Origin of the sequence: Butyricimonas muris (assembly GCF_046365375.1) — a bacterium.
In the GTDB taxonomy this organism is placed as follows: Bacteria; Bacteroidota; Bacteroidia; order Bacteroidales; family Marinifilaceae; genus Butyricimonas; species Butyricimonas muris.
The window spans coordinates 452,947-467,604 of sequence record NZ_JBKEIT010000003.1; the positions used below are offsets into that span (position 1 = coordinate 452,947).

The window sequence follows — 14,658 nt, forward strand, 5'->3', positions numbered from 1 at the left end:
GAATGAAAAGTTTCCCGGAGCAAGGTGGTATTCTAGCTCCTCCTCTGTTTATAGAGGAGGTGGATGCGAAGCAGACGGAGGAGTTCAATCTAAAATCTAAAATCGTAAATCTCTAATACGGAGGTGGAATCAACGAGTTATGACATGTGTCTTTCTTTTGAATGGTGAACGTGAGATACGTGTTGTTCATGATATCGATGGCGAGTAGTTTGCCGGAAAGGACACCGGGTTTTTCCAGAATGACTTTTATTACTTCGTTGGCTTGGAGAGAACCGATGATGCCGGGAAGGGCGCCGATCACCCCTAGGGGTTGCGAGAAGTCCTTCACGGCATCATGGTACTCGAACAGATCCCGGTAAGTCGGACCGTCGTGATAATTAAAAACAGAGAGTTGTCCCTCGAACTCGCGAATGCTACCGTAAACGAACGGTTTATGCAGTTGCACGCAGGCGTCGTTTATGACGTAGCGGGCGTAAAGATTATCGGTGGCATCGACCACGACATCGTAACCGGTGATGATTTCGAGCGCGTTATCGGGAGTTAATCGGGTGATATATGGTGTAATCCTGCAAAAAGGATTTAATTGAATTAATTTAGCGGCTGCAACGGTTGCCTTGGCTGTCCCCACGTGTGTCGTGTCGTATAATATCTGTCGTTGCAGGTTGGATTCCGATACCGTATCGTCGTCCATGATTCCGATGTGCCCGATGCCGGCGGCGGCAAGGTAGTATAACACGGGAGAACCGAGTCCCCCGGCACCGACTACCAGTACACGGGAATCTTTAATTTTTTCTTGTCCTTGAATTCCAATGTCTTGAAGAATTATATGTCGGTTATAACGTTCCGTTTCTCTAGAGGTTAATGACATATTCTATCGCTTTAATTCTAAATTTGTTCTATTTGTCTTTTAATTATTTCTCTCGTTAATGTGTTGCTTCACGAAACGATTGACGGTACAGATGGAAACCTTGTACTTTTTGGCTATTTTCTTGTAAGGTACGCTGTTATCCATAAGCTCAATGATTTTGTCCTTGTTCTGGATTAACACGTTTAACTGCGGGCAACTCCCGTACGGACGTCCCAGTTTAACGCCTTCCGCTTTCCTGACTGCCAAAGCTTCTCTCGTGCGAATGGAGATCAAATTACGCTCGATTTCAGCCACGAGACCAAAAGCAAACCCTAATATCTTGCTATTCAAGTTGTTCTCGAAGGTGTATCCCTCTTTCGTGCTGTGAAGAACAATTTTGCGCTGGATGCAGGTATTGATGATATTCATGATATCGATCAATGTCCTGCTCAAGCGCGATACTTCCGTGACGATAAGGCAATCACCATCTTGCAGAGATTCAAGAAGATCACCGAGTTTTCGGTCATTACTGCTAACTTTACCACTGACTACGTCATGGTACCATTTATCAATATTGAGACCCCGGCTGGCTGCAAATTTCTTAATCTCCTCCTCCTGATTTTCCAGGTGTTGTTTGTTAGTACTGACTCGTAAATACGCAACTACCATAATTGATTTAGTTTTTGACGTTTAAAAAGACAAACGTAACAAAAGGAGGAGAATAAACGTGATACTATAAATGTTAAAATTAGTTATGAAATTCAAGAGAGTGTCCCTCTCTCGACTACATCCATGCATCCCAATCTTTCCACACCGGTTCATAGCCTTGTGCCTTAATGGCTTCCACCATTTCTTGTGGGCTACGGTCATCGTTAATGGCAAATTGTTCTAGTTCCTTGTGGGGAACGACATACCCGCCGGGCTCCGTGCTTGATCCCGCGCTCATCGAGGTAGCCCCCAAGTGCATCACGTGATCTCTGAATTCCCGGCTTTCCCGCGTGGAGATGGAAATTTCTGCCTGTTGATCCAGTAAGCGGTACGCACAGATCAGTTGCACCATTTGGCGATCGTTGATCGGGTCTTTCGGCATAAAAGCTCCCGCGTGCGGGCGCAGACGGGGCAGGGAGATCGAGAACTTGGATTTCCAATAGTTCTTTTCCAAGTATTTTAGATGCAAGGCGGTGAAGAATGCATCCGTGCGCCAGTCTTCCAACCCGAGTAACGCCCCGATTCCCATTTTTTGTACACCTGCCGAGCAAGCTCGATCGGGAGTTTCCAAACGGTAACGATAGTTTGCTTTTCTTCCTTTCGGGTGGTAAAGCGGGTATTGTTTCTCGTTATACGTTTCTTGATACACGCAGACAAAGCTAAGTCCGGCTTCATGCAGGCGGGCGTAGTCTGCCGTGTCGAGGGGTTGTACTTCTATGGCTATTTGTGAGAATTTGTCGCGTACGGTACGGATTACTTCCTCGTAATAATCCACGGTCGTAACGGCGGGTGCTTCTCCCGATACGAGTAATAAATGCTTGAAACCCCAATCGGCGATAACGTCTATTTCAGCCTTAACCTCGTCCAAGGTAAGCATTTTGCGATGAATTTCGTTATCATGGTTAAATCCGCAATACACGCAAAAGTTCGTGCAATAATTGGAAACGTAAAGGGGAATGTATAATTGGATGGTATTCCCGAATCTTTCCAGAGTAAGGCGTTGCGCTTCGATTGCCATATCTTCCAATAAAGGAGTGGCGGAGGGTGCAATGAGTGCCATAAAATCGTCTAACGTGCGACGCGGGTTGTTTATGGCGGCGATCGCATCGTTTTTCGACTTATCCATGATGCTTTGTTTTACATCATCCCAGTCGTAAGTTTTAATTGTATCGTAAAATGTATTCATTTTTTTTATGTTCGCCTTTGGCGAGTTACAGGTTAAATTTGCTTTTGGCAAGTTGCATTTGTCTTCGACAAGTTACATTCGCCTTTGGCGAGTTACATTTACCTTTGGTAAGTTACAAGTTGTAATTGATGTCACTGGCAAAGTGAATTTGCAACTTGCTGAAAGCAAATGCAACCTGTAACCTGCAACTTGCTGAAGGCAATTATAACCCGCCACAGGCGGTTTAGTCCAAGAATGCCGTTAGTGGAGAACTGGCTTGTGCGTGGCGGTATTGCTTGGCTAATTTTGCCTCGAATGCCATGCGTCCGGCTTCAACAGCCAGTTTGAAAGCTCGTCCCATTTCTACCGGGTTGGGGGATACGGCAATAGCGGTGTTCACCAACACGGCAGAGGCTCCCATTTCCATGGCAGCGGCAGCATGTGAAGGTGCCCCGATTCCCGCATCCACGATAACGGGTATCCGGCTTTGCTCGATAATGATTTCAAGCAGATCACGGGTAACCAAACCTTTGTTTGTCCCGATAGGAGCGCCCAAGGGCATTACTGTTGCGGCTCCGGCGTTCTCCAAATGCTTGCATAACACGGGATCGGCTTGAATGTAGGGTAGAACGATGAATCCTAATTTAGCCAATTCTTCCGTGGCTTTCAAGGTTTCAATCGGGTCGGGGAGAAGGTATTTCGGATCGGGATGTATTTCCAGTTTCAACCAATTGGTACCGAGAGCTTCTCTTGCCAGCTGTGCGGCGAACACGGCCTCTTTGGCGGTGCGCACACCGGACGTGTTGGGCAACAACGTGATATGGGGTGCTTTAAGGTGGGCGATTATATCGTCTTCTTTGCTTTCCATGTCTACTCGTTTCAGTGCGACTGTCACGAGTTGCGATTCGGACGCCAGTATGGCATCTTCCATGATCTGATTTGACGCGAATTTACCGGTTCCGGTGAACAGGCGTGAAGTGAATACCTTGTCTGCAATCTTTAATGGTTCCATGGGCTATCGTATTAATTTTAGATTTTAAATTTTAGATTTTAGATTGAACTCCCTCCCCTGTTTATAGTCGCCTTCGGCGAGTTGCAGGTGGCTTTCCCCGCGTTAGGGATTGTATTCTAACTCTTCCTCTGTTTATAGAGGAGGTGTCAGCGTAGCTGACGGAGGTGTTTATTTTCAACTTTCAACTTTCAATTTTCAATTGTAACAAAACTTCTTTTGTCTTTTCCGTGATATCGTCGCTGTCTTTCAGTAAAGAGGAGAGGGCGATACCTGTTACTCCCGTGTCTAAAATCGGGCGGATATCTGTTTCCCGGATGCCGCCGATAGCGTGTATCGGGAGATGAATACTTGCTTCCCGGCATTTATCCGTGATTTGTTGATAACCTTCCAACCCCAGTATCGGGCTCAGACGCTTTTTCGTGGAAGTAAACCGGAACGGTCCCAGACCGATATAGTCTACTTGTTGACGATAGCGCTCCGCCACGTCATCAAACGTGTTGCATGTTCCCCCGATAATCTTTGAATAACCTAGTATTTTACGGGCTTCCAGTGGGTTCATATCTTCCTTACCGAGGTGTACCCCGTCCGCATCCAGTTCGATGGCGATATCCACGTGATCATTGATCAGGAATAAAGTATTGTAACGTCGGCAAATTTCTTTCACGGCGTTCCCGGTTCGGATAAATTCTTCTCTCGACACTTCTTTCATCCGCAATTGTATCCAACGGCAACCGCCTTTGCACACGGCTTCCACTTGTTCGGGAATAGGCGTTCCCTCCTTGTGATCCGTGATGTACTGCAACGGAATTTCGTGTAGGTTCGCTGTAGCAGTTGCGTGTATCCGGCTGTGTATACCCAAATTCGTGTCATTTCCCCGAATAAAATCGGATACATAGCGTTGTCCCAGACGACAGGCTTCAGGTAAAGAATACCCGAGAGTCAAGTAGGAGGTAACGGCGGAGGAAAGGACACAACCCGTGCCGTGTTTGCCGTGCTTTCCCCGTGCGACGGAGAAAGTATATATCTCTTCTCCCGTGATCAGACGATCGGACGCCAACGCTTCCGTGTTGTGTCCGCCTTTCCAGAGAATATTGGTATGCAATTGTTTGGCAATTCTTTGCAATCCTTCTGCTTCCAAGTTATTGCCGAAAAGAATCTCCAGTTCGTTTCTATTCGGGGTAAGTAAATATATCTTGCCGAGGATATTTTGTATCGTTTCCATGTTTTCCCCGTTATGAAATTGGAATCCGGCACTTGCTTTCAGAATCGGGTCCCAGATGATTTTCACTTTTGGCAAAGCGGTTGTGAGGTAATCCACTACTTGTGCCAAAGAATCAAAGTTTTCGATCAACCCGATTTTGACGTATGCCGGGGTAAATTCACGGAACAATACTTCACACTGGCGGATAATCTCCCCCGGGGACATCCATTTTGTCCCAAGGTACTCGTTCTGATTTTGGAACGTGATCGCGCTTGCAACTCCTAATCCATATACCCGGCAACATTCAAAGGTCTTGATGTCGGCAGTTACTCCCGCACCGGAACTTTGGTCGAATCCGGCGATGCTTAACGTTTCGTCGGGAAAGATTTTCAGAAAGCGGGAGAGAGCTTCCGAAGGGGTATCCCAAAGGTATCCCAACAGAGCGACTCCCCGGAATCCTAATTTCCGGCAAGCGGTTACATTATCCGCGCTAATTCCTCCCAAGGCAATCACGGGGGTAGAGGTCTTTTTTAATCCTTCCTTCAGCATGTCAGGTGTAAACACAGATTTGTACCCCTGTTTGGAAATACTGTCAAACACGGGGCTTAAAAACACGTAATCGGGAGTGAATGGCAATGTCGCGATCTCTTCAAAGGAGTGGCACGATACGCTGACATGTGCGTACCGTTTCCTGTCTCCGAAATGCTTCGCTTGCTTTGACTTGAGATGAATCCCTCTCAGTCCGTATGCTTCTACCAGATCAAAATGATCGTGTACAACGATGCGTTCCCGGAAACAAGGTTCTATCTTCTGGATAAATCGCTCGTAAACAACCCGTTCTGCATCCGGCTTTCGTAAATGCAACAGGTGCAAACCGTTCTTGAAGAGGCTATTCACGATAACTTCTTCATCCGGAATCCGGTAAGGGGGGGTAATGACGACTATCATGTAGTTAGTTCATAAAGTTTATAAGGTTCATAAAGTTTATAAGGTTTTGGATGTCCTTCGGACAAAGTTTTCCGACTGTTTAATAAGTCTTAGAGTATTCCCCGTGAAGGGAATAACTTTATGAACTTTACAAACCTTATAAACTTTATAAACTCATTTATTCTTTCATTTTCTTTCTCAATTTCTCGCTTGCACGCATGGAGCAGAAGTGTTCACCGCACATGGAACAGAAATGTGCTTCCTTGTGTCCTTCCGCGGGTAAGGTTTCGTCGTGGAAACGGAGAGCTTTTTCAGAATCCAGTGCAAGGTGGAACTGGTCTTTCCAGCGGAATTCGAAGCGGGCTTTACTCATGGCGTAATCACGATAATAGGCAGCCGGATGTCCCTTTGCCAGATCGGCGGCATGAGCGGCGAGTTTAAAGGTGATCACTCCTTCTTTCACGTCGTCCCGGTTGGGAAGTCCTAGATGTTCTTTCTGCGTGACATAGCATAACATAGAGGTACCGTACCAGCCGATCATGGCTCCGCCAATGGCAGAGGTGATATGGTCGTAGCCGGGAGCGATATCCGTAACAAGCGGTCCGAGCGTGTAGAACGGCGCTTCATTACAATATTCAAGTTCGAGATCCATGTTTTCCCTGATTTTCTGCATCGGCACGTGACCGGGACCCTCGATAATAACCTGCACGTCGTGTTTCCATGCAATCTGAGCGAGTTCGCCCAAGGTTTTCAATTCGGATATCTGTGCCTCGTCGTTCGAATCGGCGATACATCCCGGGCGTAACCCGTCACCGATAGATACCCCGACATCGTATTTTGCCAGTATTTCGCAAATATCTTCAAAGTGATCGTACAAGAAACTCTCCTGCTTGTGCGTGGTACACCAGTGTGCCATGATAGCCCCTCCGCGGGACACGATACCCGTGAGGCGTTTCAGCGTCAAGGGTACATGATGCCAGCGCAATCCGGCATGAATGGTAAAATAGTCAACGCCCTGTTCTGCCTGCTCGATTAGCGTATCGCGGTAGATTTCCCATGTCAGGTCTTCTACTTTGCCCCGTACTTTTTCCAATGCTTGGTACAAAGGTACTGTTCCCACGGGCACGGGGGAATTGCGGATGATCCATTCCCGCGTTTCGTGAATATTCTTTCCGGTAGAAAGATCCATGATCGTATCGGCACCCCAGCGGAAAGCCCACGCGGCTTTTTCCACTTCTTCCGATATGGAAGAGGTAATCGGGGAATTACCGATATTGGCATTGATCTTCACGAGAAAATTACGTCCGATGATCATAGGTTCGCTCTCCGGGTGATTGATGTTTGCCGGGATAATGGCACGTCCGGCAGCCACTTCTTGGCGCACGAATTCGGGCGTGATATATTCCGGGAAGTTAGCACCTAAAGGTTCCCCCTTTTCCTTTTTATAGTTTTCCCTAATTTTATCGACCAGTTGATTCTCGCGGATAGCAATAAACTCCATTTCCGGGGTGATGATACCCTGTCTAGCGTAATACATTTGTGATACGCGATGCCCCGGTTTTGCCACTCTGGGGGTCGTGTTCACGTGCTCGAAACGAAGAGCGTCCAACGATTTGTCGTTCTGGCGCATCCGCCCGTACTCGGAACTTAAACCGTCTAATTTTATGGTATCATTCCGGTCGGCAATCCATTGTTCCCTGATTTTGGGCAATCCCTTGTGCAGATCCACTTTATAGTCCGGATCGGTATAAGGACCCGATGTGTCGTAAACAACAACGGGTTCGTTTTCAACTTTTTTCCCGTCAATATCAATCGTCGGGGAGAGGGCGATACGACGCATCGGTACTTTGATATCGAACATCTCGCCTTTCACGTAAATTTTCTCGGAACCCGGTAGCGGGCCGCTTGAGATTTTAAATTGTTCCATGTTTATATTTTATATTTATGATTTCAGATTTATAATTTCAGATTTATAATTTACGATTTAATGATATTTGGAATCTAAAATCGTAAATCATAAATCTAAAATCAAATCATCCTCCCTGTACCGCCTTAATGATAATGATTTTGTTTCCGTCCTGTAAAACGGTTTTATTCCAATCCGAGCGGGGAATAACGGAGAAATCCACGGCAATGGCGATGTTTTCCGTTTTGATGTTGTTGGCTTCCAATACTTCGGGAAGTGTAGCCCCGGCGGGGCATTCAAATACTTTGTCGTTTATAAATATCTGCATCGTTTTAATTTTTAAATTTAGAATGAAAGAATTGAATTAAACTTTAATTCCCGAAATGGGTTGTCATTTTCAATTTTTCATTTTCAATTTTCCATTTCTTCAGGGGATTCTATAAAACGGCATTCAACTTGTATTATAACTCTTTCCCTACGCCGGCATTACCCGGATCAGGTTCATGGGTATAATCTCAGCCCGTTGTTTTCATCTGCTAATGGTCTTAGTCAGACAGAAGTGTCGGGAAATTTCCCTTGCTTCTTAGGCACCCCTTCAGAATATTTCACGACAAAGCTACAATAATATTTTAATACGCGGAATATTTTGGAAAGAAAATAAACGTTTCTTTACAGGATGGCTAGTTGAAGACCGTTGAAATCAATCAATTGTACCTGTTTACCCTCCATGGCAATCATTCCCTCCTTGATCATTTTGTTGATTTCTTTAGAGAGGGCGGGACGAGTGACGCACAGGTATTCGGCGAGTTGCATGATATTATGTTCGATCAGGACTTTATTATTATCATCTTTGGCGTGTTCAAAAAGATAGGTGATAAAACGTCCCCGCACGCTTTTCTGGGAGAGAGCCCGAAGACGGGAAACGGTACAACGGTTGCAATTACCCGTTATCTGGAGAAATTTCTTCAAGATGCTCGGTTCTTTGCTGATTAATTCAAACAGCGAGGCTTTGGTAACCGTGAAATAAATACCTTCTTCCACGACCGTGAAGGTGGCGGGCAACAGGCTGTCGGCACTGAATAAATGTGGTGTGGCAAACGCACGGGGAGCAATGATATTCTCGATCATTACTTCATTACCCAAAGCGTCGAATATGTCTACCCGCAAACGCCCTTTCAGCAGTACCATAAGGTTCTTGCAGATCGTGTTCTGTTTGGCAATCTGTTCGTTTTTGCTGATATTGTAAACGGAATAATCCAATTGTTCCAGTAATGAATCTTTTATGTGAGAAGGCAAATCCCGGAAGAGAGGGATTTGGAATAATAATTCTTCGTGTTCCTTTGTGAAAGTGATTAAATTCATTGCCATTGAATTACTGGTTTACCGTGCAAATATAAATAAAAGTTTGCCTTCGGCAAGTTACAAGTTGCCGAAGGCAAACTCCCCGTGAGTGAACTAATCCAAATTGTACGTGTGAACGCTCACCCCTTGCGCGGATGGAAGGTAATTGATGCCGTACCAGCACATTTGCAAAAGAACGAACGAAACGAGTAATATACTCAATGCCATTCTGTGTTTCCGGTTCCGGTGGAGTCTGAAGTGGATATATACCAGATAGGACACCCATGTCGTGGCTGCCCATGTTTCTTTCGGGTCCCAGCTCCAGTAGTGTCCCCATGCTTCTTTTGCCCACACCGCCCCGAATAACATTCCCAAGGTCATAAAAGAAAGTCCCACGTAAACCAAATTGTCACAGAGATCCATTTCCTGTTGTGTGGCTTTTTTCTCTTTCTTGAACCATAACAAGTAAATTGCCATGATCGCGGCAGCACCCAGCATGGCATAGGCGAACATATAAACGATCACGTGAGGGGCAAACCACGGGCTCTGCAAGGCGGGCATTAACGTCTTGTTATGTATTTCCGGTTTGAATATATTGATACAGATGAACACGATGGACAGGACGGTACTGAAAGTGAGTATCCATTTATATTTCCAACGGGCATACGTGATGATTCCCGCCAAGGGCAAAAAGAACGAATACCACAGGCGGGTTTCTCCCATGGTACGCATGGGCGGACGTTCCAGTGAAATCCACATGCTTACGATAAAAGCGAAGAACACCAGCAATCCCGTGATTGTACACCCGAATGTCAATCCCGGGTGCCTGCCTTTCCATGCACTGATCGCTCCCGCTCCCCAGAAGCATAAAGCTATAACGGCAAATATTGGAAATTGATCCCACGTCATACGTTTTCCTCCTTTCTTTTTCCGGCTATCGTGAACATGCACACGGCTCCCGCTATCATCATCCATATACCCGTGTAAACCAAGGGTAACCATGGGTCTTTGACTATTTCCAAAATACTGATTTCACTCCATTTGCCCTTACTCTCGTCGTAGCTTAGCTGGTATATCTTCCAACCTTCTATTTGATAGGGCTTGTTTACCTCGATCGTTGCCGAGTCTTTACGTCCGTTCCGCGTGTACACGGTCACTCGCGAAGCGAAACGACGGGGTTCCCGGTCGGGCATCACCAGACTCATTTTTTCGTTCAGGCGTATGGCTTTGTAAGGGAACAGGAAGCTGCCGCAACTCACCCAACCTTCCTGCCGTTCTCCGGTTTGCCGATTCTCTGCTTTCGCGTACAAGGCGTAGGCGGCTCCCATGGAATGAAATTCCACGTACTTTACCGTGTCTTCCGTGGCGACTCTTGCCGCCGAGGGCAAACGTTGTTCAATGGTTATATGCCAATCCTCTAAATCTCCCGATAAAACAGAATCTTCCACGAGTATATTTTCGGCTTTTCCTTCGGGGATCACCTTACCCGTTTCATTATCGATGAGCATCAGTTTCGGGGGATACTCGTCAATCGTGAAATCGTGAAGTTCTATGGCAAGCGGTAATTCCATCAGTTTTCGGTCTTCATCGAAAGCCCGCCATTCGGCTTTGCCGATGCTGGTTTGCATTTTCAACCGCTGCATATCGGCACTTCCAAGGATGGCTCCCGTGAGAGCTAGAAAGAGTCCCATATGATTAAGTATAAACGGAATATTTCTTGGCTTGAAATGCCGGATACGACGCAATGTTACCATACCCAACAGCGTGATGAACCATACCAGCAACAAGGAAAATGACCACGCCGACAGCATTTGATGAAAACCGAGCCAACCGGCAATTCCCGTGACGTGTACTTTCTCGTTGACCTGCAACGTGAGCCCCATGATAACAGTGATGATCACGACGGCTATCATGGAAGTCACTGCCGCCTGATAACCGCTCATCCACCGGAAAAGATATACTTTCCGGGACAAAAGAGAAGCCGCGATAATTAAAACGAGATAGACCAATCCAAGAATTAAATTCACCGGATAGGCTAAAAGATCCAAATGTACTTTACCTAAAACAATTTGCAGGAGAGTTCCCACGAGGAACAATCCCCCGCAAATCGCGAATCCTTCTTTATATCCCCAAGGTTTCTGCCACATACATATTTTACATGCTTACTCTCCCGTTTTCCTTCGCTTTTGCGAGCCACTGGGGGACAATCGTGTTCATGAACTTTTCTTTCGCTTCTTTTTCTTTCTTGATATCTAACCCGATATATGCCTGTGCTTTTTCTTTTGTAGAGATATCCGGCATGGGAACATTTTCCAAATGACCGTTCTTGGCCAATACTTTAGAGATAGCCAACCGGGCTTGCATCGCTTTGTCAACTCCATTACCCAGTATACGTTGTATTTCTTGCGGCGCGTGGAATGAACCGCCATGAGAGGCTACACCGAAATCCCATCTCCATTGAGCCTGACGCAATAATTTCAGACTTTCTTTCATTTGTTCATCGGTAGCGCCGTTGTCCCAAGCGTATTTTGCCTCGATGTGTGCTTTTGCCAGTTCCTGTTCCAGACGGTTACGGGTTTCATTGGCTTTGTGTTGGCGTTCGTACACGTTATTACGCAGGGTTTCCTCGCTTTCGCGGTGACAAACCTGACACGTGCGGTCTATCATTGCCAATGGGCTTTGGATATGGTGGTCGCTGAATTTCATGCCGCCTTCACTCTTGTACGGCATATGGCAATCGGCGCAAGATACTCCCCGTTGCCCGTGAATACCCATTTGGGCGATCTCATAATCCGGGTGCTGTGCTTTCAGGATCGGGGTTTTACTGAGCGCGTGTATGTAATCATAGAATTCCGCTTCGTCATAGTAAGTTTCCATGTCTTCTACCGTGAAACCTTTATCCCACGGGAAAGTCAGGTATTTGCCGTCGCCTTTGAAATAATATTCCACGTGGCATTGTGCGCATACCAGAGAACGCATTTCCTGTGGGGTGGCTTTATCAATATCTTTGCCTTGGCGGGCAAATGCTTCCCGCAGAGCCGGACGACTGATATGCAGGTTCATGTTTTCCGGTTCGTGGCAATCGGCACACCCTATCGGGTTCACGATCTCGCTTCCCATGGCAGCCCATTTATTGCTGTAAAAGTTTTCAACCCCGATAGCCTCCATCATGCGGGGCACGTCCGGGCTCTTGCATGTCCAGCAGGTAGCGGGTTGCGGTCCTTCCTCGGCAGTCATGGGGCTGCCCACGCGGAGGGTATGACGCATATCGTCGATAGCGTGCATGTGTCCCCGGGGAGTGGAATAATCTTTGGAGAACGCGTATCCCGCCCAGAGTATCACCATTTCGGGACGTTGTTCCAATACATCCACTGCCTCGTTCCCGTTAAATTCGCTCTTGAAATCCGTCTTGATTGTTTCCGTCCACGTGTTGTATTCACGGGGATAGTTTTCCCCGAAAATCTCGTTACGTGCTTCAATACCTTTTATCTCGACTTTCTTGTTATTGAAAACGCTCACGATTTCAGCCTGACGATCCATAAGTGCTGAAACGAGCAATCCCAATACGAAAACGACAACCATTGTTCCCCCGAACAACAGCCATCCTTGCCATGATTTTAGTTTCTTTTCCATATATAATTAGTTTGTTATTGTTTCATTAATTTCTTTAGCCAAGCCGGGGCAGGGGATTCCGGGTAAGGAACCAGAGCCGCCGGGGTAGAGGAAAGACTGTTTTTCCCGCCGTGAGGAACATCCCGGTGACAGTCCCAGCACGCTTTGCCTTCACCGACTTGTGCCATCATGTAGTCAACGCGCCCTGTCTTCACGAACTCCGTGTTTAATTGCGTGTGACAACGGATGCAATTGTTCATGATCACTTTTGAACTCTCCGGAATGGCTTGCAATACTTGCGGTTCACCTTTCGCCAGATAGACCGCCACGTGGCGCATCCCGTCCATTCCTTTGAATACCCATTTCTTCACGAAGTTGTCATGTGGTACGTGACAATCGTTACAGGTAGCGTCGCGGCTGTGCGAACTATGGAACCACGTGGCGTAATAGGGTGCCATGATATGACAATTCACGCAGGCTGACGGATCGTCACCCAGATAGGTGTGTGCCCGCAGCACGTAAAGGAATAGCATACCGCTTCCGCTGATCACTCCCAGTAAAACGATAGATACTATCTTCCACCTGCGGGAAGGTAATACTCGATTAATTATGGCTTTCAGTTTCATCTGCTATATGGTATAATTTTAGACAAAAATACGGAATTAATTAATACGTGTGTGTAATCAAAATTACACTTTGATAAATTTCTTGTGAAGAGTCGCCTTCGGCGAGTTGCAAGTTGCTTCACTAGCGTTTATGACAGTATTCCAACTCCTCCTCTGTTTATAGAGGAGGTGGCTGCGAAGCAGACGGAGGAGTTTGTTGATTAGGAGATTCAATGATTTTAGATTGAATGATTTTAGATTGAATGATTCCAGCCGCACTAGCAACGCTTCGTAAATCACGGAATCGACAATTATTGAATCACTGAATCAAAAAACTCCCTCCCCCCTTCGGGGTACTCCCTCTATAAACAGAGGGAGAGCTAAGATACAGTCTTGCACGCTAGAGAAGCAACCTGTAACTTGCCGAAGGCAAATGCAACCTGTAACCTGCAACTCGCCGAAGGCGAACAATGTTCACTCCAGTAACAGCTCCGTGTTCCATCGGTGTTTCTTCATGTCCACGCACCCGTTTTTCTTGAAGGTTACTCCTTCTTCAATCAACAATTCCTTTTGTTCCGGCCAGTTCGGGGCTATTCCCCCTTTGTGATTTACAACCCGGTGGCAGGGAAGATGCAGGTCAGCCGGGGCGTTGAACATGGCTTGCCCGACCATTCGGGAGTATTGAGGTCTGCCCGCTAACCGGGCGACACCGCCGTAGGTAAGCACTTTTCCAAAAGGGATTTGTTTCACGATTTCGTAAACTTCCGGGAAGAATTCTTCGCGTGTACTCTTGTCAGGCATATTATTCAATTCATGTTCACGGGGTGAAGATAGTAAATATATTCAATACTAGCCAATTAATGGGGCTTCTCGAATATTATTTAACGAAGGTTTTATGCGATAGCTTTTATCCATGATAACCGGACAGTACTTTGATTCCGCGTGTATCATTCTATGTTTTGGAAATGAAGTAATTAAATACTTTTGATGACTGTTTGTTTTTTTAAATAGAAATCTTATATTTGCAGTATCAATAAACGTTCTTTTTTTAGTATTTATTTGAATTGGTGTTTTACTGGCGAGAGGGAGTAAGATGAATGTATTTGCACTATAAATAAGCGTGTTATTTTAAATGAAATGTGTATGATTATATTAAAAGTGTTTAGATCAAAGAATAAGCTGGTTTACTTCAGTTTGGCCAAGAAGTACAATACCACCCCGTGGTACGTGTATAAATTGGCACATGGTAAACGAGTTCGAATTACCGGAGTTACGCATGAAATATTAAACGAGCTGAGAGACCTGAATATTATCGAGAATATCCGGGTATGAGA

Annotated in this window: 14 protein-coding genes; 1 reads left to right on the plus strand and 13 read right to left on the minus strand. The window is 46.1% G+C overall.

Annotated elements, in window-relative coordinates; genetic code table 11:
- Positions 1 to 112 precede the first annotated feature (112 nt).
- The 13 genes from ACK8P8_RS07360 to ACK8P8_RS07420 all read right to left on the minus strand — a co-directional run bounded on the left by ACK8P8_RS07360 (position 113) and on the right by ACK8P8_RS07420 (position 14,125).
- Positions 113 to 868, minus strand: a complete 756-nt coding sequence (locus tag ACK8P8_RS07360; protein ID WP_369860980.1) for a HesA/MoeB/ThiF family protein — start codon at positions 866 to 868, stop codon at positions 113 to 115.
- Between the two features lie 39 nt (positions 869 to 907).
- Positions 908 to 1,516: a recombinase family protein gene (locus tag ACK8P8_RS07365; RefSeq protein ID WP_227214620.1), complete on the minus strand. Its 609-nt coding sequence runs from the start codon at positions 1,514 to 1,516 to the stop codon at positions 908 to 910.
- Between the two features lie 115 nt (positions 1,517 to 1,631).
- Positions 1,632 to 2,741: a 2-iminoacetate synthase ThiH gene (gene thiH, locus ACK8P8_RS07370; RefSeq protein ID WP_227214621.1), complete on the minus strand. Its 1,110-nt coding sequence runs from the start codon at positions 2,739 to 2,741 to the stop codon at positions 1,632 to 1,634.
- A gap of 223 nt (positions 2,742 to 2,964) precedes the next feature.
- Complete coding sequence (locus ACK8P8_RS07375) at positions 2,965 to 3,732, minus strand: thiazole synthase (protein ID WP_227214622.1); 768 nt, start codon at positions 3,730 to 3,732, stop codon at positions 2,965 to 2,967.
- Between the two features lie 181 nt (positions 3,733 to 3,913).
- Positions 3,914 to 5,881: a thiamine phosphate synthase gene (locus ACK8P8_RS07380; protein WP_369860981.1), complete on the minus strand. Its 1,968-nt coding sequence runs from the start codon at positions 5,879 to 5,881 to the stop codon at positions 3,914 to 3,916.
- A 157-nt stretch (positions 5,882 to 6,038) separates the two neighbouring features.
- Positions 6,039 to 7,787 (minus strand): phosphomethylpyrimidine synthase ThiC, encoded by a 1,749-nt coding sequence (gene thiC, locus ACK8P8_RS07385; RefSeq protein ID WP_227214624.1) that lies wholly within the window; start codon positions 7,785 to 7,787, stop codon positions 6,039 to 6,041.
- A 106-nt stretch (positions 7,788 to 7,893) separates the two neighbouring features.
- On the minus strand, positions 7,894 to 8,094 hold the full coding sequence (thiS, locus tag ACK8P8_RS07390) for a sulfur carrier protein ThiS (protein WP_369860982.1): 201 nt from the start codon (positions 8,092 to 8,094) through the stop codon (positions 7,894 to 7,896).
- 341 nt (positions 8,095 to 8,435) lie between these two features.
- The gene (locus tag ACK8P8_RS07395; protein ID WP_099294529.1) at positions 8,436 to 9,128 is read right to left on the minus strand and encodes a Crp/Fnr family transcriptional regulator; all 693 of its coding nucleotides are present in this window, start codon (positions 9,126 to 9,128) and stop codon (positions 8,436 to 8,438) included.
- Positions 9,129 to 9,221: 93 nt separating this feature from the next.
- Positions 9,222 to 10,016: a cytochrome c biogenesis protein gene (locus ACK8P8_RS07400; RefSeq protein WP_099292337.1), complete on the minus strand. Its 795-nt coding sequence runs from the start codon at positions 10,014 to 10,016 to the stop codon at positions 9,222 to 9,224.
- Positions 10,013 to 11,254 (minus strand): cytochrome c biogenesis ResB family protein, encoded by a 1,242-nt coding sequence (locus ACK8P8_RS07405; protein WP_369860983.1) that lies wholly within the window; start codon positions 11,252 to 11,254, stop codon positions 10,013 to 10,015. Before ACK8P8_RS07405 ends, ACK8P8_RS07400 begins: the two co-directional genes overlap by 4 nt.
- A gap of 7 nt (positions 11,255 to 11,261) precedes the next feature.
- Positions 11,262 to 12,740 (minus strand): ammonia-forming cytochrome c nitrite reductase, encoded by a 1,479-nt coding sequence (gene nrfA, locus ACK8P8_RS07410; RefSeq protein WP_369860984.1) that lies wholly within the window; start codon positions 12,738 to 12,740, stop codon positions 11,262 to 11,264.
- A 14-nt stretch (positions 12,741 to 12,754) separates the two neighbouring features.
- The gene (nrfH, locus tag ACK8P8_RS07415; RefSeq protein WP_186975296.1) at positions 12,755 to 13,345 is read right to left on the minus strand and encodes a cytochrome c nitrite reductase small subunit; all 591 of its coding nucleotides are present in this window, start codon (positions 13,343 to 13,345) and stop codon (positions 12,755 to 12,757) included.
- A gap of 453 nt (positions 13,346 to 13,798) precedes the next feature.
- Entirely contained in the window at positions 13,799 to 14,125 is a 327-nt protein-coding gene (locus ACK8P8_RS07420) for an MGMT family protein (RefSeq protein WP_099292341.1), read from the minus strand.
- Between the two features lie 342 nt (positions 14,126 to 14,467).
- Between ACK8P8_RS07420 and ACK8P8_RS07425 the strand changes: the two genes are divergently transcribed.
- Positions 14,468 to 14,656 (plus strand): hypothetical protein, encoded by a 189-nt coding sequence (locus ACK8P8_RS07425; protein WP_099292342.1) that lies wholly within the window; start codon positions 14,468 to 14,470, stop codon positions 14,654 to 14,656.
- Positions 14,657 to 14,658 lie beyond the last annotated feature (2 nt).